Here is an 18,932-nt window from a genome sequence, read left to right as displayed (position 1 = left end):
ATCCTCAGGGCATGACCTCGACATACTCGTAGATCTCGCAGTCCGAGATCTCGCGCCGCACCGGCAGCGTCGCCCGCGCGTACCACGCGTGCGGGTCGCGCCGGTCGATCTCCGCGCCCATGAACTTGACCAGCTCGCAGATCGGCTCCACCACCCGCTCGCGGTAGGGCACATCGTCCTGCACATACCCGACGTACAGATTCTTCATGCAGTTGCGGCGGCAGAAGGACAACGCCTCGCAGCCCTCGCACGGCATCTCGGGCGCCGGCTGCAGCGGGCTCGGCTTCAGCCAGTTGGCGTTCAGGTCGCCGCTCTGCAACTCGGGAAGATGCGTCAGGTCCGGGCACGGGAAGATGCGCCCGTCCGGCAGGATGTTGAGGATGTGCGTAGACGAACGGCACTGCGTGTGCCCGCTGCACGCCTCACGCGCCCGCGACGGCAGCACCTTGTTGCGCACCGTGCCCATCAACGGGATGAACGGATACAGGCCGTCGACGGCGAAGAACTTGTCGATCAGCTGCACCAGCGCCTCCTTCTTGCGGCGCATGTGTTCGGGACGATAAAAGCCGTGCGCCTGGGCGAACTGCCAGTAAACGTAATCGAAGGTCGGCAGCAGGCTGTCGAGTTCCTCGAAGCTGATGTCCTCGTGCCCCCAGGTCACGCGCGCGGTGAGCTTGCCGCCGAGCTTTGGGCGGATCTTCTCGATGTTGGACGTGACCTTGCGATACACCCCTCGCCCACGGTAATGGTCGGTCGTGTGCTCCGCGCCATCCACCGACACCAGCACGTTGGAGAGCTTCGCCAGCACAGCGTCGGGCAGGCGGTGCAGCAGCGTCCCGTTGGTCTGCAGCTGGTAGCGCCAGGTCGGGTGACGCTCCATCAGGCCGACGATGAAGGGGATGTTGAGCGTCGGCTCGCCGCCGTAGAAGGTGACGTAGATCTCCTTGTCCGCGAGATGCGTTGCGACGAAGGCATCCAACGTGTCGAGCGAATACTGCGCCTTGCCCTGCGAACCGACGACATCGCCGACCGCGATGGAGCAGTACGAGCACTTCAGGTTGCAGGTCAACGTCGTGAAGATGTTCAGCTCGACGCGATTGCCGACGATGGGCGAACGCAGTTCCGGCGCATTCATGTGCGAGTCCGATTCCGAAGAAAGATTTACCCCCAACATTGGGGGCGGAGATTATAGCGGGGACCGCGCAATGCGGGGTGGGTCATCGCACGCGCACTCCGGAAGCCTTTCTCTGTGGGAGCGGCTTCGGCCGCGAATCAACCGTTCACGCCCGACAAGCGTCGATTCGCGGCTGAAGCCGCTCCCACACGACCGCCCGTCGTCTCAGCGCAGCCTTTCCGCCAGATGCCGACGCACCGAAATCGCGCTGCCGAGCCAGCCGAGCAAGACCGCGAAACCGAGGATCGCCGCGCTCTCCAGAGGCCCCGGCCCGCTCAGCGCGAACACCGCGCCGTAGGTCTCCGCCAAGCTCGCGACGGGGCGGCCCAGCGCCTGCACCGTCGCCCACACCGTCGCCAGCGCCACGCACCCGCCGAGCAGGCCCTGCAGGCTCCCGAACCAGTAGAACGGACGGCGGATGAAGGGGTCGGTCGCCCCCAGCAGGCGGCTCACGTCGATCTCGTGGCGCTGCGTGAGGATCTGCAGCCGGATCGTGTTGAAGGTCACGATCACCAGCGCAAAACCCAGCAGGCCCGCGAGCAGCAACACTGCCGAACGGCCCAGTCCCAGCAGCGCGTGCAGGCGCTTCACCCACGCGGAATCGAGCTGCACGTGGGCCACTCCCGGCCAGGCGGCGAAGCGCGCGTGCAGGCTGTCGTAGACGGCCGGATCCTCGCCGCGGGGCGTCACGATGAAGGCATCCGGCAGCGGATTCGCGGTCAGCCCGCCGAGCACGTCGCCCAGCCCGCTCTTCTCGAGCTGGCGCAGGGCCTCGTCCTTCGTCACATGCCGATACCCCGCGAGCTGCACATCGCCGCGCAGCCGCTTCTCGGCCGCCGCGATGTCCTCGGCCGACGCATCCTGCTTCATGAACACGCTGATCTCCGGCGTGCCGGACACCCCGCGCGCCAGCGACGCGACGTTGTCGATCAGCAGGTAGCCCGCCGCCGGCAGCGACAGCGCGATGCCCACCACCAGCGCCGACAGCAGCGTGCCCAGCGGCTGCGAGGCGAGGCGCCGCAGCGCCTGCGCAAAGGCCCGCCCGTGAAGATAGAACCAGTTCATCATGCGCCCGCCCCCTGCAGCAGCCCCTTGTGCAGCACCAGCCGGCGCGGGCTGTGCTGCGCGAACAGGCGCTCGTCGTGCGTCGACACCAGCACCGTGACCCCCGCGGCATTGAAGGACTTGAACAGGCTTGCGATCTCGTTCGCGTAGGCCGTGTCGAGATGCGCGGTCGGCTCGTCGGCGATCAGGATGGACGGGCGATTCACGATCGCACGCGCGATCGCCACACGCTGCTGCTCGCCCCCCGACAGACCCGCCGGCATCTCGCGCCCGCGCCCGGACAAGCCGACGCGCTCGAGCGCCGCCGCCACCCGCTTGGCCGCATCGCGCGGCGGATGGCCGGTGATGACCAGCGGCAGCATCACGTTGTCGTACACGCTGCGGTCGTACAGCAGGCGGTGCTCCTGCAGCACCAGGCCGAGATTGCGGCGCAGGTAGGGAATCGCGCGCGGGCGCAGCGCCGAGACGTCCTGTCCGTTGATGCTCACGCTGCCCGAAGTCGGCCGCTCGATCGCGGCGATCAGCTTCAGCAGCGTGCTCTTGCCCGCCCCCGAGTGGCCCGACAGCACCGCCAGCTCACCGTGGCGGATCTCGAAACTGACCCCGGCCAGCGCCGTATAGCCGCCAGGGTACTGCTTCACGACTTCGTTGAAGACGATCATGCCGCGCCGCCGGCTCCTGCGACGGGTTCGAACAGCGCATCGACGAACTCGCGCACCTTGAACGGCTGCAGGTCGTCGATACCCTCGCCGACGCCGATGAAGCGCAGCGGTCGCGGATACTGGCGTGCGATCGCCGCGAGCACGCCGCCCTTGGCCGTGCCGTCGAGCTTGGTGACGACCAGTCCGGTAACGCCGATCGCGGCATCGAAGGCCTTCACCTGCGCCAGCGCGTTCTGGCCGATGTTCGCGTCGAGCACCAGCAGCACCTCGTGCGGCCCGGTCGGCTCGGCCTTCGCGATCACGCGACGCACCTTGGCGATCTCCTCCATCAGGTGGAGCTGCGTCGGCAGCCGCCCCGCGGTGTCCGCCAGCACGACGTCGATGCCGCGCGCCTTCGCCGCGTTGATCGCATCGAAGATCACCGCCGCGGCATCGCCGCCCTCCTGCGCGATCACGGTGACGTTGTTGCGCTCGCCCCAGGTCATGAGCTGCTCGCGCGCCGCCGCGCGGAAGGTGTCGCCGGCCGCGAGCAGCACGCTCTTGCCCTGCGACTGGAAATACTTCGCCAGCTTGCCGATCGAGGTCGTCTTCCCGGAGCCATTCACACCCGCAATCATGATGATGTAGGGCGAATGCCCCGTCACCTCGAGCGGCTGCTCGAGCGGCTGCAGCAGCGCCAGCAGCTCGTCGGCGAGCGCCTTCTGCAACTGGTCGGCAGTCTCGAGCTTGTCGCGCTTCCAGCGCTTGCGCAGCTCATCCAACAGATGCTGCGTCGCCTCGACGCCGCAATCGGCCATCAGCAGCGTCGTCTCGAGCTCTTCGAGCAGATCCTCGTCGATCTTGCGCAGCCCGAACAGGCTCGCAAGGCCGCCGCCGATCTGCTGGCGCGTGCGGGACAGGCCCGCCTTCAGCCGCTCCGCCCAGGAACGCTTGACCACCGGCTCGGGCGCGGGCTCGACCACCGGCGCAGGCACCGATGCGGGCGCGGACGGCGTGGCGGACGGCGCGACCTCGGCCTGCGGTTGCTCGACCGGCTCGGGCTTCGGGGACTTCTTCAGGAAACCAAACATGCTCACTCGGGTCTGTTGTGAGGTTTTAACGACGGCGGACGCCGAGCCGCCAATAACGCTAAGATGCGGCTTCGCGTCGAATCGGATGCCCGAACCACGGGCGACGTGAACCGCAAATTCTACCAGATGCAGGACATGTCCATGTTTCGCCAGACCTTTCCACGCGCCGCACTCGTGGCCGCCGCATTCGCCGTGGCGGCCGGCCCCCTGCAAGCCAATCCGTACGAGACCACGCTTGCGAACGGCATGAAGATCATCGTCAAGGAAGACCGCCGCGCCCCGTCCGTCGTCCACATGGTGTGGTACGGCGTCGGCGCGATGGACGAGCCCGCCGGGGTCTCCGGCATCGCCCACCTGCTCGAGCACATGATGTTCAAGGGCACCGACAAGGTCGGTCCGGGCGAATTCAACAAGCGCGTCGCCGCGGTCGGCGGCCGCGACAACGCCTTCACCTCGCACGACTACACGGCCTACTTCCAGCAGATTCCGTCCGCGCGCCTCGCAGACGTGATGCAGCTCGAAGCCGACCGCATGAGCAACCTGAAGATCACCGACGCCAACTTCAAGCCCGAGCTCGACGTCGTGAAGGAAGAGCGCCGCCTGCGCACGGACGACCAGCCGCGCTCGCTCGTCAGCGAACAGCTGATGGCGACCGCGTTCCAGGCCAACCCCTACGGGCGCCCGATCATCGGCTGGATGACGGACCTCGACACGATGACCGCGGAAGACGCGCGCAAGTGGCACAAGACGTGGTACACGCCGAACAACGCGCGCCTGGTGGTGGTCGGCGACGTCGATCACAAGTCCGTGTTCGACATGGCGCGCAAGCACTACGGCGCGATCAAGGCGCGCCCGCTGCCGCCGCGACGCATCACCACCGAGCCCGAGCAGCTCGGACCGCGCGAGACCGTCGTGAAGGCGCCCGCCGAGCTGCCCTACCTCGCGCTCGCATGGCGCGCGCCGACGCTGCGCGACCCCGAGAACGACCGCGACGTGCACGCGCTGAAAGTACTCGCCGCAATCCTCGACGGCTACGACGGCGCCCGCCTGCCGCGCCGCCTGGTGCGCGAGAACCAGGTCGCCGTATCCGCCGGCGCCGGCTACGACGGCACCGGGCGCGGCCCGCAGCTCTTCGTCATGGACGGCTCCCCCGCCGCCGGCAAGACCGTCGCAGACGTGGAGGCCGCGCTGCGCGCCGAGATCGAACGCATCCAGAAGGAAGGCGTCGCCGAGGACGAACTGCGCCGGGTCAAGACGCAGACCGTCGCCGGCCAGGTCTACAAGCGCGACTCGCTGATGGGCCAGGCGATGGAGATCGGTTTCCTCGAAGCCACCGGCCTGTCCTGGCGCGACGACGACAAGCTCCTCGAAGGCATCCGCAAGGTCACCGCCGAGGACGTCCAGGCCGTCGCCCGCAAGTACTTCACCGACAACACCCTCACCCGCGCCCGCCTCGACCCGCTGCCGCTGCCCGCCGACGCGAAGCCGCGCGCGGCCGCCCCGGGAGCGAGGCACTGACATGCAGACGAAGCCCATGACCGCGTTCTTCCGTCCAAATTTCCGTCCGTTCCGCACCCTGCTCGCCCTCGCGGCCCTGCTCGGCCCGCTCGCGAGCCCGAACGCCGCCGCCGGCCCGGACATCAAGCACTGGAACGCCGCAACCGGCGCGCGCGTGTATTTCGTCGAGAGCCACGCGCTGCCCCTCATCGACATCCAGATCTCCTTCCCCGCCGGCAGCGCCTACGAACCCGACGGCGCCACGGGCGTCGCCAGCCTCACCCGCAGCCTGCTCGACGCCGGCACCGAAGGGCTGAACGAGCAGGAGATCGCCGAGCGCATCGCCGACACCGGCGCGCGCATCGGCGGCGGGGCCGACACCGACATGGCGACGCTGTCGGTGCGCACGCTGTCAAGCGCCGCCGAGCGCGATGCCGCGATCGCGCTCGCCGCCCGCCTGCTCGCAAAGCCGACCTTCCCTGCCGACATCCTCGAACGCGAACGCGCGCGCGCAATCGCCGGCCTCAAGGAATCGCTCACCCAGCCCGACACCCTCGCGTCGCGCCGCTTCATGGCGATGATCTACGGCAGCCACCCCTACGGCCGCTCCGTCACCGTGGAATCGCTGCAAGCCATCACGCGCGACCAGCTGCAGGCCTTCCACCGCACCCACTACACCGCAGGCAGCGCCGCGGTGACCATCGTCGGCGACGTCAGCCGCGACGAGGCCGATGCCATCGCACGCCAGCTCACCGAGGGCCTCCCCGCCGGCACCGCGCCCGCGCCGATCGCCGCACCGCAACTGCCCGCACGCAGCAGCGAGCACATCGCCCACCCCTCGGCGCAGGCCCACATCCTGATGGGCATGCCCGGCATGAGCCGCGACGATCCGGACTACTTCCCGCTGCTCGTCGGCAACTACGTGCTCGGCGGCGGCGGCTTCGTGTCGCGCCTGACCAGGGAAGTGCGCGAGAAGCGCGGCTTCGCCTACAGCGTGTCGAGCTACTTCATGCCGCTGCGCGTCGCCGGCCCCTTCGAGATCGGCCTGCAGACCCGCGGCAGCCAGGCGGAGGAGGCACTCAAGGTCATCAACGGCGTCCTCGACGACTTCGTCGCCAAGGGACCGACGCCCGCCGAGCTCAAGGCCGCGCGCGACAACATGGTGAATGGCTTCGGCCTGCGCCTCGACTCCAACCGCAAGATCCTCGACTACGTCGGCATGATCGCCTTCTACCAGCTGCCGCTCGACTGGCTCGAGACCTACCCGAAGAAGGTCGCGGCGGTCACCGTGGAATCGGTACGCGACGCCTTCGCCCGCCGCGTCAAGGCGGAGCACCTCGTCACGGTGGTCGCTGGCGGCGACGGCGACAACGGCACGGGCAGCGCAGCCCCTGCGGCGAAGAAGGCAGGCCACGGCAAGTGAGTCGGGTTCGCATCGTCGGCGGCGCATGGCGTTCGCGTCTCCTTGAAGTCGCGCACGTCCCCGGCCTGCGCCCGACACCGGACCGCGTGCGCGAGACGCTGTTCAACTGGCTGGGGCAGGACCTGGACGGCCTCAGCTGCCTCGACCTCTTCGGCGGCTCGGGCATCCTCGGCTTCGAGGCGGCCTCGCGCGGGGCCGAGCGTGTCGTGATCGTGGAGTCGGACGCGCGCGCCTTCGCGGCACTGCGCCAGGCCGCAATGACCCTGCAAGCATCGCAGGTGGAGCTCATTCGCGGCGATGCGCTAAAATTCGCGCAAACCACCTCCGACAGGTTCGACGTGGTGTTCCTCGATCCGCCCTACAACCAGGGCTGGCTCGAGCGGCTGGAGCCCTGGCTCGGCCGGGTGCTGAAGCCGGACGGCTGGATTTACGCCGAATCTGAAACAGCAGTGACTGAACTGGCAGGATTGAGCACGGTCAAGGCGGGCCGCGCCGGCCAGGTGCATTTTCATCTTCTGCATGGGAGGCAGGAATGAGGGAAGGGGTGGCGATCTATCCGGGGACCTTCGACCCCTTCACGCGCGGGCACGAGGATCTCGTGCGGCGCGCGTCGCTGCTGTTCAACAAGGTGGTCGTCGCCGTCGCCGAAAGCCGCGGCAAGGGGCCGATCTTCACGCTCGCCGAACGCGTCGAGATCGCCCGCGAGGTCGTGGCGCCGTTCGGCAACGTGGACGTCATCGGCTTCGACGGCCTGCTCATGGATTTCCTGCGCGCCCAGAACGCGCGCCTGATCCTGCGCGGCCTGCGGGCCGTGTCGGACTTCGAGTACGAATTCCAGATGGCCGGAATGAACCGGAAACTCTTCCCCGACGTCGAAACGGTATTCTTGACGCCGGCGGAGGAATACATGTTCATCTCGGCCACGATGGTGCGCGAAATCGCCCGCCTGGGTGGCGATGTCAGCAAGTTCGTGCAGCCGGCCGTCTATCAGCGGCTGCTGCAGAAAGTTTCAGTGAAGTGAATACGAGGAATTGAAAGATGGCTCTGATGATTACGGACGAATGCATCAACTGCGATGTGTGCGAGCCGGAATGTCCCAATGGCGCGATCTCGCAGGGTGACGAGATCTACGAGATCGATCCGAACAAGTGCACCGAGTGCGTCGGCCACTTCGACGAGCCGCAGTGCCAGCAGGTCTGCCCGGTCGACTGTATCCCGCTCAACCCGGATGTGGTCGAGACCAAGGAACAGCTGATGGAGAAGTTCGTCCGCCTGACCGGCAACAAGGCCTGAACTCCCCGGCCGGCGCCGGAGGATTCACGAAAAAGCGGACCGAAACGGTCCGCTTTTTCGTTCACGCCCCCCCCCGGGGCGACATGCGTCCCCGGCCCCCGGGGCACTCAGGCCGCGCGCCCCTGCATCATCGCGGCGTCGGCCGCGACCGGCGCCGCCGCCCCCAGCGCCGCGTGGATACCGCCGGCGATCTCCTTCAGTTCCGCCAGTTGTGCGAGCATGGCCGCTTCGGCCTGCTCCAGTTCCGCGACGCGCTCCTCCAGCGTATCGGTCGCCTGATGGATGCGCTTGACGCTCTCGAGGCGGCGCTTCAACTGCAGCTGGTACTCGCGCACCTGCGTCTCCAGCGGCGACATCACCGCGCGCAGCCACTGCTCGACGTCGCGGTTCGCCACCTCGAAGGTCCGCCGCGCCTCGACCGCCACGGTCTCGAAGAACTTCTGCGTCAGCGTGTGCTTCTCGGTCGTCACCAGCGCCAGCGCGGAGTTGATCTGGCGGTTGAAGGCCGACTCGAGCCGGTCGAGTTCGCGCTCGTAGCGCAGCGTCGAGAAGGCCTCGGGCGCCGCGAGCTTGAGCCCGTGCTCGACGCTGAAGCGCTTGTACATGCTGTCGAGCATGCGCGTGATCTCGGCGATCTCGTCCGCCGAGCGCGCCAGGTTGCCGCGCAGCGAAAAGAAGAAACTCTCCATCGCCTGGCGCAGGCCCTTCGTGAAGGTCGATTCCAGCATCGCCTCGCGCGTGCGCCGCGTCTCGTCGCGCAGCGCATCCATGCCCAGATGCCCCAGCAGGTTGTTTGTCAGCGTCGAGAACACGCTGCGCACCGCGTAATACTTCTGCAGCCCCTGCTCGAACTCCGTCTTCTCGCTGCGGATCTTGCGCATCATGTACTCGATCACGCTCTGGTTCTTGCCGCGCAGGTCGGTCAGCTCCTGCAGCTGCTCGCGCAAGCCGCTGAGCCGCGCGCCGAGCAGCCTATCGGTCTGCGTCACCAGGTCGTCGACCTCCGCGAGGGTGCTGTCGCGCACGATCACCTGCTTGGTCGGCAGCAGGTCCTCGGCCAGCGCTCGTTCCAGCTCGCCCAGACGACTGCGCTCGACCAGCGCGGCATCGCCGGAAATCCGTCCCACCAGCCCCTTCTGTGCCGACACCGGGAACACCGTCGTCTCGGGAACCTCCAGCGTCTCCGCGACCGAGCTCACCTGGCGCGCGATCTCCGCGTCGATCTGCGCTTCATCGCGCAGCCCGTCCCACAGGCCGTCGATCTTGTTCAGCACCACGAGGCGGCCCTTGCGCCGGCTCTGCCCGCCCTGCACGTATTCGCGCCACACCGCCATGTCGCTCTGCGTGACACCGGTATCGGCCGCCAGCACGAACAGCACCGCGTGGGCATTGGGCAGCAGCGACAGGGTCAGCTCCGGCTCCGCGCCGATCGCGTTGAGGCCCGGCGTGTCGAGCACGACCAGTCCCTGCTCGAGCAGCGGATGCGGGAACTGGATCACCGCGTGACGCCAGCTCGGGATCTCGACCATGCCGTCGGCCCCCGGCTTGAGGCCCGTCTCGCCCTTCTCGTCGATGTCGAAGCCCAGGCGCGACGCAAGTTCGGTCGCCACCCGCTCGGTTTCGCCGACGCGCGCAAAAGCCTGCTGCAGGTCCGTGAGCGACCCCGCATCGAGCCGCAGCACCATCCACTCTTCCGGGAACTGCTTGAGTTCGCTCACGCTCGCATGCGTCGCACGCGTGCGGATCGGCAGCATGCGGATCTCGGCGCGCGCACCCGGCGTCCACTGCAGTTCGGTCGGGCACATCGTCGTGCGCCCGGCGCTCGACGGCAGCACGCGATCGCCGTGAGCGGAAAAGAAGATCGCATTGATGAGTTCGGACTTTCCGCGCGAGAACTCGGCCACGAAGGCCACCGTGAGCTTGTCGTCGCGCAGGCGGTCGAGCACGTACTGCAGCCGCAGGTCGCCCTGCACGTCGCCGAGCTCGTTGCGCGACAGCCACTGGCGCAGGCGCGCGACCGCCCCCGCCGCATCGGCACGCCACTGGCTGTAAGCGGAAAATTGATCCACGAGGGTCATGAAGGTCTCGCTCGCGCGGTCCCGCAGGCCGGGCGCGCACAGGTTTCAGATCCTGCGAGCATAGCGCCGAATCGGGCGCCATCCAATGCGTGGGAACACGGGCTCGACCGGCGGCGCGCCGGCGCCGACGAACGACATCCGCGGCCGACCACGCATCGTCGCCGCCCTTCCGGTCACATGCGCTGGCAGCGCGGGCAGAAGAAGGTCGAGCGCTGGCCGCACACCACCCGCTGCACGCTCGTCCCGCACACACGGCACGGCAGCCCTTCGCGGCCGTAAACGAAGTACTCCTGCTGGAAGTAGCCCTTCTTCCCGTCGCCGCCGACGAAGTCCCGCAGTGTGCTGCCCCCGGCGGCGATCGCCGCCAGCAGCGTCCCGCGCACCGCCTCGGCGAGGCGCCCCACACGCCGCGGCCCGACGCTTCCGGCCGGCGCCAGCGGATGGATGCCCGCGCGGAACAGGCTCTCCGACGCATAGATGTTGCCGACCCCGACGAGACGATGGCCGTCCATCAGCGCCTGCTTGATCGGCGCCCGCACGCCCTTGAATGCACGGTGCAGCCACGGGCCGGAGAACTCTTCCCCGAGCGGCTCGACGCCGAGGCGCGCGAGCAGCGGGTGCGCGAGCGCATCGCCCGGCTGCCACACGACCAGCCCGAAGCGCCGCGGATCGCGCAGACGCAGCGCCCGGTCGCCGAAGACCAGATCGACGTGATCGTGCACACCCGGCGGCTGGTCCGCATCGACCACCCGCAGGCTGCCCGACATGCCCAGATGCACGATCACGCTGCCGGCGGGAAAATCGAGCAGCAGGTACTTCGCCCGCCGCCGCACGCCCTGCAGCGGCGCGCCGGCGACGCGCTCGCCCAGGTCGGGCGGCACGGGCACGCGCAGCCGGCCGTTGCGCACGCGCACGCCGGTCATGATCCGGCCGTCGATCGCCGGGCGTATGCCGCGGCAGGTCGTTTCGACTTCAGGCAATTCAGGCATTCACGACACTCGAAATCACTGGAGACAAACTGCGGGAAACGGCCCATACAGCCGCCGCGCTTGCCCGCCAACGAAGAAACTGCATAACATCGGGCGAACGCATCCGCATTCGGGCCTTCTAACGGACGACTGCCGACGCACCGCGGCAACAGCATACGTCAGACACGACCGCAGGGCCGGTTTGAAGTTCGTGCAATCCCCTCTGGGCCAAGTACATGAATCGCCTCATCTCCTCGTTCGCTTCCGGTCTGGGACTGGCCATCGCGCTGGCCTTCCCGGCCTCCGCCCAGTCAGCACCCGCCCCGGACGACACGGCGCCCGCAGCCGCGCTGCCCGGCCAGGAACTCAGCGCCCGCACGCTATATACCTTCCTGCTGGCCGAAATCGCGGGCGCACGCGGCGAGATCGGCGTCGCCGTGCAGGCCTATGCCGACCTCGCCCAGCGCACGCGCGACCCGCGCATTGCGCGCCGCGCGATGGAAGTCGCGCTGTATGCGCGCAACATGCCCGCGGCGATCGACGCCGCCCGCATCTGGTCCGAAGCCGACCCCGACTCCGAGGAAGCGCGCCGCATCCTCGCCGGCCTGCTGGCCGGCGGCGACGGACAGCTCGAACAGGTCCAGGCACAACTCGCACGCCTGCTCGCGCAGTCCCCCGAGAACCTCGACAACCACCTGATGGGCCTCAACCGCGCCTTCTCGCGCGTGCAGGACAAGGAAGCCGTCAAGGGCATCGTGATGCGCCTGACGGAGCCCTACACCAGCCATCCCGAAGCCCATTTCGCCCGCGCCCAGGCCGCCGTCGGCGCCGGCGACATCATGGAATCCATCGCATCGATCGACACCGCGCTGCGCCTGCGCGCGGACTGGGAGCCCGCCGTGCTGTTCAAGGCGCAGCTCCTGTCGCAATCCGGCGCGATGCAGGAGGCCACGAAACTCGTTCGCGAATACCTCGAGCGCCACCCCGACAGCCGCAACGCCCGCCTCGCCCATGCGCGCGCGCTGGTGTCGACGCGGCAGTTCGAGGCGGCGCGCGCGGAATTCCGCCGGCTGCTCGACGGCGCGCCCGACGACCGCGAGCTGATGTACGCCGTCGGCCTGCTGTCCGCCCAGCTGGAAGACTACGACGTCGCGGTGACCCAGCTCGAACGCGCACTCAACGCCGGCCACCCGGACGACGACAGCATCCGCCTCAACCTCGGGCAGGTCGCCGAACGGCGCAATGACAGCGAAACCGCCCTGCGCTGGTATCGTGCCATCGAACCGGGGCCGCAGCACTTCGACGCCCAGTTGCGCATCGCCTCGGTGCTCGCACGCGACGGCAAGCTCAAGGAAGCGCGCGAGCACCTGCGCGGCGTCAAGGTCGAACAGTCCGAGCGCAAGCGCCTGCTGCTCGCCGAGGCCCAGCTCCTGCGCGGCGCAGGCAAGGACGCCGAAGCCTTCGAGCTGATCGACAGCGCCCTGCGCGACAACGCCGACGACACCGACCTGCTGTACGAATCGTCGATGCTGGCCGAGAGCCTCGGCAAGCACGAGATCATGGAAGGGCGGCTACGCAAGCTGATCGCGCTGCGCCCGGACTTCTCGCACGCCTACAACGCGCTGGGCTACTCCCTCGCCGACCGCGGCCTGCGCCTCGACGAGGCCGAGGCGCTGATCGTGCGCGCACTCGAACTCACCCCCGACGACCCCTTCATCCTCGACAGCATGGGCTGGGTACGCTTCCGCCGCAACGACGCGGCCGGCGCCCTCGCCCACCTCGAAAAGGCCTACGGCATGCGCCAGGATCCCGAGATCGCTGCCCACCTCGGCGAAGTGCTGTGGACCCTCAAGCGCCAGTCCGACGCATCGCGCGTGTGGGACGAGGCGCTCAAGACCAACCCCGACAACGACGCGCTGAAATCCACCGTCAAGCGCCTGCGCGGCCAATGAAGCGCGCAGCCCCCCGGACCGCCGTGCGGGCGTTCGCCGCGACGCTCGCCGCCCTGGTGCTGGCCGGCTGCGCGAGCCAGACGGCACGCAGCCTCGCCGCCGTGCCGCGCCCGGTGGCCGCGGCGTTCGAGCTTGAAGGACGCCTCGCCGCCAGCGACGGCGAACGCGCCGCGAACGGATCCATCACCTGGTCGCACACGCCGGTCGCCGACGAATGGACCGTGTATAGCCCGCTCGGGCAGATCGTCGGCCAGCTCGTGCGCACCCCGCGCGGCGCGATGCTGCTCACCGCCGACGGCAGCGCCGAGCAGGCCGCCGACGCCGACACCATCCTGCCGCGCCTGCTGGGCGTCCCCGCCCCGATCGACGGACTGCAGCACTGGGTGCAGGCCTCGACCCGACCCGGCGCGCGCGTGCTGAGCCTCGACGAAGCCGGCCGCCCGACACGCATCTCCGACGCCGGCTGGATCATCGACTACGTCGAGTACGCCGGCCCGGCAGCCGACGCCCCGCCGCGCCGCATCGACGCCACCTGGGGCGATGCCCGCATCCGGCTCCTCATCGACCAATGGACGCCCCGCCGTTGACCCGCCTCGAACGCTGTCCCGCACCGGCCAAGCTCAACCTCTTCCTGCACGTCGTCGGCCGCCGCGCCGACGGCTATCACCTGCTGCAGACTGCCTTTCGCATGCTCGACTGGGGCGACAGCCTCGACTTCGCCCTGCGCGCGGACGACGCCGTGCGCCGCACGACCGAAGTCGCCGGCGTACCGGCGGAACAGGATCTCGTCGTGCGCGCGGGCCGCTTGCTGCAGCAGGCGACCGGTTGCCGCCGCGGCGCGGACATCTCCATCGACAAGCGCCTGCCCATGGGCGGCGGCCTGGGTGGCGGCAGCTCCGACGCCGCAACCACCCTGATCGCGCTGAACCGCCTGTGGGGCACCGGACTGAGCCGCCCCGCGCTCGCGCATCTGGGCCTGCAGCTCGGTGCCGACGTCCCCTTCTTCATCTTCGGGCGTGACGCCTTCGCCGAGGGCGTCGGCGAGGAACTGCAGCCGCTCACGCTGCCGCCGGCGTGGTACGTCGTCGTCGCACCGCCGGTGCTGGTGCCCACCGCAGAAATTTTCCGCGCAGAGGAGTTGACGCGAAACACGGAACCAATCAGAATTACGGACTTCGCAGCAAGCACCACCCGTAACGATCTGCAACGCGTAGCATGCAATCGGTATCCTGAGGTCGGTGCGGCAATCGAGTGGCTGGCGCAGTTTGCGCCCGCGCGGATGACCGGATCGGGCGCCTGCGTGTTTGCCGAGGTTGGCAGCGAGATGAAAGCGAAAGACGTCGTCGAAAGATGCCCTGCGCCGATGCGGGCATGGAAGGCGAAAAGTCTGGCGAGACATCCGCTGAGCGACTGGCTCGATTGAGCAGGCGAAACAGGTTTCATTGGGGAGTCGCCAAGTTGGTCAAGGCACCGGATTTTGATTCCGGCATTCGAGGGTTCGAATCCTTCCTCCCCAGCCAACACATTCGGGCAGGCCTCGCGCCTGCCCGAGTCGTTTTTACCCTGCCATTCTAGCGGCATCGGAGATTCGGACATGGCCTACGGCAGCCTGATGGTCTTCACCGGCAACGCCAACCCCAAACTCGCGGCGGATGTCGTGCGCAGACTGGGCATTTCCATCGGCTCGGCCACGGTGGGCCGCTTCTCCGACGGCGAGGTCAACGTCGAGCTGCTCGAGAACGTGCGCGGCAAGGATGTCTTCATCCTCCAGCCGACCTGCACGCCGACGAACGAAAACCTGATGGAACTGGTGGTCCTGGTCGACGCCCTCAAGCGCGCGTCGGCCGGCCGCATCACCGCCGCCATCCCCTACTTCGGCTACGCCCGCCAGGATCGCCGCCCGCGTTCGGCGCGTGTGCCGATCACCGCGAAGGTGGTCGCCAACATGCTGCAGGCCGTCGGCGTCCAGCGCCTGCTGACGATGGACCTGCACGCCGACCAGATCCAGGGCTTCTTCGACATCGCCGTCGATAACGTGTATGCCGCACCGGTGCTGCTCGCCGACCTCGACAAGCAGAACTACGACGACCTGCTGGTCGTCTCCCCCGACGTCGGCGGCGTGGTCCGTGCGCGCGCCTTCGCGAAGCGCATGGAATGCGACCTCGCGATCATCGACAAGCGCCGTCCGAAGGCCAACGTCTCGGAAGTCATGAACATCATCGGCGAGGTCAAGGATCGCACCTGCGTGATCATGGACGACATCGTCGACACCGCCGGCACGCTGTGCAAGGCGGCCACCGCGCTGAAGGAGCACGGCGCCCGCCGCGTGCTGGCCTACTGCACGCACGCCGTGCTGTCGGGCGCCGCGGTCTCGCGCATCTCCGAGTCCGACCTCGACGAGCTGGTCGTCACCGACACAATCCCGCTGCGCGACGACGCCAAGGCCTGTTCGCGCATCCGCCAGGTTTCGGTTGCCTCGCTGCTCGCCGACACCATGCTGCGCATCAGCAACGAGGAATCGGTCAGCTCGCTGTTCATGGAATGAATTTCGTCCCCGGCTCTGCCGGGGATTCAACCCATCCGTCTGGTCGCGGACGGATCGTTTCAACCAGGAGTATCGCAATGCAAATCGAATTCAAGGCCACCAAGCGCGTGGAACAGGGCACGGGTGCGAGCCGCCGCCTGCGTCGCGCCGGCCAGATCCCGGGCATCATCTACGGTTCGGGCGAAGCCCAGGCCATCGCGCTGGACCACAACGAGCTGTACCACCTGCTGCGCAAGGAAGCCTTCCACGCATCGATCCTGTCGGTGAACGTCGACGGCGTGAAGCAGCCCGTCCTGCTGCGTGACACCCAGTGGCACCCGTTCCGCCAGCAAGTCCTGCACCTGGACTTCCAGCGCGTCGATGCGAGCCAGAAGATCCACCTGAAGGTGCCGCTGCACTTCGTGAACGGCGACGTGAGCCCGGCCGTCAAGCTCGGCGGCTGCATGATCTCGCACACCATCACCGAAGTCGATGTCTCCTGCCTGCCGGGCAACCTGCCGGAGTTCATCGAAGTCGACCTCGCCAACCTGCAGGCCGGCGAGTCGATCCACGTGTCGCAGCTCCCGCTGCCGGCCGGCGTCGAGCTGGTTGCGCACGGCGAGGGCGACCCGGTCGTCGCGACCGCCGTCACCGTCAAGGGCGCTGCCGCTGAAGAAGGCGCCGAAGGCGCTGCTGCCTGAGGCTGACGCCTCGGGAAGCCCCGCCGGGATGACGCAGGAACCGACACGATGAGCGCCGCAGCACCGCGTCTCATCGTCGGCCTCGGCAATCCCGGCGCCGAATACACCGAGACCCGGCACAATGCCGGGTTTTGGTTTTGTGAGCGCCTTGCCGACAAGCTCGGCGTGCGCTTCAGCCACGAATCGCGTTTCCACGGCCTGGTCGCCAATGCCCGCGAAGCCGGCGTCTGGCTGCTGATGCCCCAGACCTTCATGAACCGCTCGGGGCAAGCCATCGGCGCCCTCGCGCGCTTCTACCGCATCACCCCGGCCGAGATCCTCGTCGTCCATGACGAACTCGACATCCCTCCGGGCCAACTGCGCCTGAAATTCGGCGGCGGCCTGGGCGGCCACAACGGCCTCAAGGACACCTCGGCCCATCTCGGCACCAACGACTACTGGCGCCTGCGCATCGGCATCGGCCATCCGGGCGACCGCAACGAGGTCGTCAACTTCGTGCTGAAGCCCGCGCGCCGCGAGGAGCAGGCGCTCATCGACGAAGCCATGGAACGCGCGCTCGCGACCTGGCCGACAATCGCCCGCGGCGACTGGAACGCTGCCGGAACCCGCCTGAATGCCCGTCCGGCCGCACCAAAACCGGCCAAATCCAAGGAAGAACCCAGCCCATGAGCCTCAAATGCGGCATCGTCGGCCTGCCCAACGTCGGCAAGTCGACCCTGTTCAATGCCCTCACGAAGGCCGGCATCGAAGCGGCCAACTACCCGTTCTGCACCATCGAGCCGAACGTCGGCATCGTCGAGGTGCCCGATCCGCGCCTCGCCGCGCTGTCCGAGATCGTCAAGCCGCAGAAGATCCAGCCCGCGATCGTCGAGTTCGTCGACATCGCCGGCCTGGTCGCGGGCGCGTCGAAGGGCGAAGGCCTGGGCAACCAGTTCCTCGCCAACATCCGCGAGACCGACGCGATCGTGCACGTCGTGCGCTGCTTCGCCGATGACAACGTCGTGCACGTCTCCGGCACCGTCGATCCGATCCGCGACATCGAGGTCATCGATACCGAACTCGCGCTGGCCGACATGGCCACCGTCGAGAAGGCCGTCAATCGCTACAAGCGCCCCGCCGCGGCGGGCGACAAGGACGCCAAGATCCTCGTCGCGGTGCTGGAGAAGTGCCTCGCCCAATTGAACGAGGCGAAGCCGGTGCGCGCGCTGGACCTCAGCAAGGAAGAATGGGCGAGCCTCAAGCCCTTCTGCCTGATCACCGCGAAGCCCGTGCTGTATGCGGCAAACGTCGCCGAGGACGGCTTCGAGAACAATCCGCACCTGGACGCCGTGCGCGCCCACGCGAAGGCGGAAGGCGCCGAAGTCGTGGCGCTGTGCGCCGCGATCGAGGCCGAGATCGCCGACCTCGACGACGCCGACAAGAAGGATTTCCTCGAGTCGATGGGCCTTGACGAGCCGGGCCTGGATCGCCTGATCCGCGCCGGCTACAAGCTGCTGGGCCTGCAGACCTACTTCACCGCCGGCGTGAAGGAAGTGCGCGCCTGGACGATCCACGTCGGCGACACCGCCCCGCAGGCCGCAGGCGTGATCCACACCGACTTCGAGCGCGGCTTCATCCGTGCGCAGACGATCGCCTACGACGACTTCATCGCCTACAAGGGCGAAGCGGGCGCGAAGGAAGCGGGCAAGATGCGTGCGGAAGGCAAGGAATACGTCGTCAAGGACGGCGACGTCTTGAACTTCCTGTTCAACGTCTGAGCCGCCTCGCCCCCCCCCCCCGAAAAGCCCGGTCCGCCGGGCTTTCTTGTTTCTGCCGTTCAGAACGGCACGGGGCTGACGAACTTCATCGGCCGCTTCGTTTCGGGGTGCGCGAACGCGAGCATCGCCGCGTGCAGGTGCAGCCGCGGGTGACGCTCGGCGCTTTCGGGCGGGGCGTAGAGCGAATCGCCGAGGATCGCGTGACCGATCGTCATCATGTGGACGCGCAACTGGTGCGAGCGCCCGGTCACGGGTTCGAGCTCGACGCGCGAGACGGCTTCGGCGCCCATGCCGCTGCGCTCGAGGACGCGGTAGTTGGTCAGCGCGCGCCGGCCGTTCACGGGATCCACCATCTGGCGCGGGCGGTTCGGCCAGTCGACGATCAGCGGCAGGTCGACCTCGCCGTCCTGTGACAGGACGTGGCCGTGCACGAGCGCAAAGTAGCGCTTGTCCACCTCACGCTTCTCGAAAGCCATGCTGAGCCGGCGGTGCATCTCCGCACCGCGCGCAAGGACGATCAGGCCAGAGGTGTCGTAGTCCAGACGATGGACGATGCGCGCATCCGGGTAGGTCTTCTGGATGCGGGCAATGAGGCAGTCCTGCTTGTGTTCGCCGCGACCTGGCACTGACAGCAGGCCGGCGGGCTTCTCGGCGACGATGATGTAGTCGTCGGCGTAGACGATCCGGGGTTCGAGATGTGGCACGTTAGTCGAGACGGAGAAAGCGGCTGAGCTTCGCGGTGCGTTCGCTGCAGATCGGAACAGCGCC

General features: G+C 68.1%; 19 protein-coding genes and 1 tRNA gene. 13 read left to right on the top strand and 7 right to left on the bottom strand.

Annotated features, from left to right (window positions below; all coding sequences use genetic code 11):
- Window positions 1-4: 4 nt before the first annotated feature.
- The 4 genes from U5817_RS03315 to ftsY all read right to left on the bottom strand — a co-directional run bounded on the left by U5817_RS03315 (window position 5) and on the right by ftsY (window position 3,971).
- The gene (locus tag U5817_RS03315; RefSeq protein WP_169129978.1) at window positions 5-1,135 is read right to left on the bottom strand and encodes a radical SAM/SPASM domain-containing protein; all 1,131 of its coding nucleotides are present in this window, start codon (window positions 1,133-1,135) and stop codon (window positions 5-7) included.
- A 204-nt stretch (window positions 1,136-1,339) separates the two neighbouring features.
- Window positions 1,340-2,242 carry a permease-like cell division protein FtsX gene (ftsX, locus tag U5817_RS03310; RefSeq protein WP_407279705.1) on the bottom strand — a complete coding sequence of 301 codons (903 nt, stop codon included), beginning with the start codon at window positions 2,240-2,242 and terminating at the stop codon, window positions 1,340-1,342.
- The gene (locus U5817_RS03305; RefSeq protein WP_169129974.1) at window positions 2,239-2,901 is read right to left on the bottom strand and encodes a cell division ATP-binding protein FtsE; all 663 of its coding nucleotides are present in this window, start codon (window positions 2,899-2,901) and stop codon (window positions 2,239-2,241) included. The genes ftsX and U5817_RS03305 overlap by 4 nt, the downstream gene beginning before the upstream one ends.
- Window positions 2,898-3,971: a signal recognition particle-docking protein FtsY gene (gene ftsY, locus U5817_RS03300; RefSeq protein WP_169129972.1), complete on the bottom strand. Its 1,074-nt coding sequence runs from the start codon at window positions 3,969-3,971 to the stop codon at window positions 2,898-2,900. Before ftsY ends, U5817_RS03305 begins: the two co-directional genes overlap by 4 nt.
- 141 nt (window positions 3,972-4,112) lie before the next feature.
- Here ftsY and U5817_RS03295 point away from each other — a divergent pair, with 141 nt between their 5' ends.
- From U5817_RS03295 to U5817_RS03275, 5 genes are read left to right on the top strand one after another with little or no spacing between them, the layout of a single operon-like run.
- On the top strand, window positions 4,113-5,489 hold the full coding sequence (locus tag U5817_RS03295; protein WP_407281011.1) for a M16 family metallopeptidase: 1,377 nt from the start codon (window positions 4,113-4,115) through the stop codon (window positions 5,487-5,489).
- Between the two features lies 1 nt (window position 5,490).
- On the top strand, window positions 5,491-6,891 hold the full coding sequence (locus U5817_RS03290; RefSeq protein WP_407279704.1) for a M16 family metallopeptidase: 1,401 nt from the start codon (window positions 5,491-5,493) through the stop codon (window positions 6,889-6,891).
- Entirely contained in the window at window positions 6,888-7,427 is a 540-nt protein-coding gene (rsmD, locus tag U5817_RS03285) for a 16S rRNA (guanine(966)-N(2))-methyltransferase RsmD (RefSeq protein ID WP_407279703.1), read from the top strand. Before U5817_RS03290 ends, rsmD begins: the two co-directional genes overlap by 4 nt.
- Entirely contained in the window at window positions 7,424-7,912 is a 489-nt protein-coding gene (gene coaD / locus U5817_RS03280; protein ID WP_169129966.1) for a pantetheine-phosphate adenylyltransferase, read from the top strand. Before rsmD ends, coaD begins: the two co-directional genes overlap by 4 nt.
- 17 nt (window positions 7,913-7,929) lie before the next feature.
- Window positions 7,930-8,184 carry a YfhL family 4Fe-4S dicluster ferredoxin gene (locus tag U5817_RS03275; RefSeq protein WP_169129964.1) on the top strand — a complete coding sequence of 85 codons (255 nt, stop codon included), beginning with the start codon at window positions 7,930-7,932 and terminating at the stop codon, window positions 8,182-8,184.
- A gap of 107 nt (window positions 8,185-8,291) precedes the next feature.
- On the opposite strand, the gene U5817_RS03270 is transcribed toward U5817_RS03275, so the two are convergent.
- A complete protein-coding gene (locus tag U5817_RS03270) occupies window positions 8,292-10,262 on the bottom strand; it encodes a dynamin family protein (protein ID WP_407279702.1) in 1,971 nt (656 codons plus the stop codon).
- A 173-nt stretch (window positions 10,263-10,435) separates the two neighbouring features.
- Complete coding sequence (mutM, locus tag U5817_RS03265) at window positions 10,436-11,251, bottom strand: bifunctional DNA-formamidopyrimidine glycosylase/DNA-(apurinic or apyrimidinic site) lyase (protein ID WP_169129960.1); 816 nt, start codon at window positions 11,249-11,251, stop codon at window positions 10,436-10,438.
- 215 nt (window positions 11,252-11,466) lie between these two features.
- Between mutM and U5817_RS03260 the strand changes: the two genes are divergently transcribed.
- The 8 genes from U5817_RS03260 to ychF all read left to right on the top strand — a co-directional run bounded on the left by U5817_RS03260 (window position 11,467) and on the right by ychF (window position 18,164).
- Complete coding sequence (locus tag U5817_RS03260) at window positions 11,467-13,182, top strand: tetratricopeptide repeat protein (protein WP_407279701.1); 1,716 nt, start codon at window positions 11,467-11,469, stop codon at window positions 13,180-13,182.
- Window positions 13,179-13,769, top strand: coding sequence for an outer membrane lipoprotein LolB (locus tag U5817_RS03255; RefSeq protein WP_169132088.1), 591 nt, complete (start codon window positions 13,179-13,181; stop codon window positions 13,767-13,769). Before U5817_RS03260 ends, U5817_RS03255 begins: the two co-directional genes overlap by 4 nt.
- On the top strand, window positions 13,751-14,605 hold the full coding sequence (gene ispE / locus U5817_RS03250) for a 4-(cytidine 5'-diphospho)-2-C-methyl-D-erythritol kinase (RefSeq protein WP_407279700.1): 855 nt from the start codon (window positions 13,751-13,753) through the stop codon (window positions 14,603-14,605). The genes U5817_RS03255 and ispE overlap by 19 nt, the downstream gene beginning before the upstream one ends.
- A gap of 20 nt (window positions 14,606-14,625) precedes the next feature.
- Window positions 14,626-14,702, top strand: a tRNA-Gln gene (locus U5817_RS03245).
- Between the two features lie 74 nt (window positions 14,703-14,776).
- The gene (locus U5817_RS03240) at window positions 14,777-15,727 is read left to right on the top strand and encodes a ribose-phosphate pyrophosphokinase (RefSeq protein ID WP_169132090.1); all 951 of its coding nucleotides are present in this window, start codon (window positions 14,777-14,779) and stop codon (window positions 15,725-15,727) included.
- A 77-nt stretch (window positions 15,728-15,804) separates the two neighbouring features.
- Window positions 15,805-16,407 carry a 50S ribosomal protein L25/general stress protein Ctc gene (locus tag U5817_RS03235; RefSeq protein ID WP_169132091.1) on the top strand — a complete coding sequence of 201 codons (603 nt, stop codon included), beginning with the start codon at window positions 15,805-15,807 and terminating at the stop codon, window positions 16,405-16,407.
- Window positions 16,408-16,455: 48 nt separating this feature from the next.
- The gene (gene pth / locus U5817_RS03230) at window positions 16,456-17,076 is read left to right on the top strand and encodes an aminoacyl-tRNA hydrolase (protein WP_407279699.1); all 621 of its coding nucleotides are present in this window, start codon (window positions 16,456-16,458) and stop codon (window positions 17,074-17,076) included.
- Window positions 17,073-18,164 carry a redox-regulated ATPase YchF gene (gene ychF / locus U5817_RS03225; protein ID WP_169132093.1) on the top strand — a complete coding sequence of 364 codons (1,092 nt, stop codon included), beginning with the start codon at window positions 17,073-17,075 and terminating at the stop codon, window positions 18,162-18,164. The genes pth and ychF overlap by 4 nt, the downstream gene beginning before the upstream one ends.
- A gap of 59 nt (window positions 18,165-18,223) precedes the next feature.
- On the opposite strand, the gene U5817_RS03220 is transcribed toward ychF, so the two are convergent.
- Entirely contained in the window at window positions 18,224-18,868 is a 645-nt protein-coding gene (locus U5817_RS03220; RefSeq protein ID WP_407279698.1) for an RluA family pseudouridine synthase, read from the bottom strand.
- Window positions 18,869-18,932: the final 64 nt, after the last annotated feature.

Origin of the sequence: Aromatoleum evansii, from assembly GCF_045689615.1 — a bacterium.
GTDB lineage: Bacteria > Pseudomonadota > Gammaproteobacteria > Burkholderiales > Rhodocyclaceae > Aromatoleum > Aromatoleum evansii.
Note: the sequence above shows the minus strand (reverse complement) of the source record. Positions and strands in the feature narration are given on the sequence as shown.

What these genes read in the sequence shown, in the direction of transcription:
- U5817_RS03315 (WP_169129978.1), bottom strand. Translation starts at nt 1,135, where the DNA reads ATGAATGCGCCGGAACTGCGTTCGCCCATCGTCGGCAATCGCGTCGAG.
- ftsX (WP_407279705.1), bottom strand. Translation starts at nt 2,242, where the DNA reads ATGATGAACTGGTTCTATCTTCACGGGCGGGCCTTTGCGCAGGCGCTG.
- U5817_RS03305 (WP_169129974.1), bottom strand. Translation starts at nt 2,901, where the DNA reads ATGATCGTCTTCAACGAAGTCGTGAAGCAGTACCCTGGCGGCTATACG.
- ftsY (WP_169129972.1), bottom strand. Translation starts at nt 3,971, where the DNA reads ATGTTTGGTTTCCTGAAGAAGTCCCCGAAGCCCGAGCCGGTCGAGCAA.
- U5817_RS03295 (WP_407281011.1), top strand. Translation starts at nt 4,113, where the DNA reads ATGTTTCGCCAGACCTTTCCACGCGCCGCACTCGTGGCCGCCGCATTC.
- U5817_RS03290 (WP_407279704.1), top strand. Translation starts at nt 5,491, where the DNA reads ATGCAGACGAAGCCCATGACCGCGTTCTTCCGTCCAAATTTCCGTCCG.
- coaD (WP_169129966.1), top strand. Translation starts at nt 7,424, where the DNA reads ATGAGGGAAGGGGTGGCGATCTATCCGGGGACCTTCGACCCCTTCACG.
- U5817_RS03275 (WP_169129964.1), top strand. Translation starts at nt 7,930, where the DNA reads ATGGCTCTGATGATTACGGACGAATGCATCAACTGCGATGTGTGCGAG.
- U5817_RS03270 (WP_407279702.1), bottom strand. Translation starts at nt 10,262, where the DNA reads ATGACCCTCGTGGATCAATTTTCCGCTTACAGCCAGTGGCGTGCCGAT.
- mutM (WP_169129960.1), bottom strand. Translation starts at nt 11,251, where the DNA reads ATGCCTGAATTGCCTGAAGTCGAAACGACCTGCCGCGGCATACGCCCG.
- U5817_RS03260 (WP_407279701.1), top strand. Translation starts at nt 11,467, where the DNA reads ATGAATCGCCTCATCTCCTCGTTCGCTTCCGGTCTGGGACTGGCCATC.
- U5817_RS03255 (WP_169132088.1), top strand. Translation starts at nt 13,179, where the DNA reads ATGAAGCGCGCAGCCCCCCGGACCGCCGTGCGGGCGTTCGCCGCGACG.
- ispE (WP_407279700.1), top strand. Translation starts at nt 13,751, where the DNA reads ATGGACGCCCCGCCGTTGACCCGCCTCGAACGCTGTCCCGCACCGGCC.
- U5817_RS03240 (WP_169132090.1), top strand. Translation starts at nt 14,777, where the DNA reads ATGGCCTACGGCAGCCTGATGGTCTTCACCGGCAACGCCAACCCCAAA.
- U5817_RS03235 (WP_169132091.1), top strand. Translation starts at nt 15,805, where the DNA reads ATGCAAATCGAATTCAAGGCCACCAAGCGCGTGGAACAGGGCACGGGT.
- pth (WP_407279699.1), top strand. Translation starts at nt 16,456, where the DNA reads ATGAGCGCCGCAGCACCGCGTCTCATCGTCGGCCTCGGCAATCCCGGC.
- ychF (WP_169132093.1), top strand. Translation starts at nt 17,073, where the DNA reads ATGAGCCTCAAATGCGGCATCGTCGGCCTGCCCAACGTCGGCAAGTCG.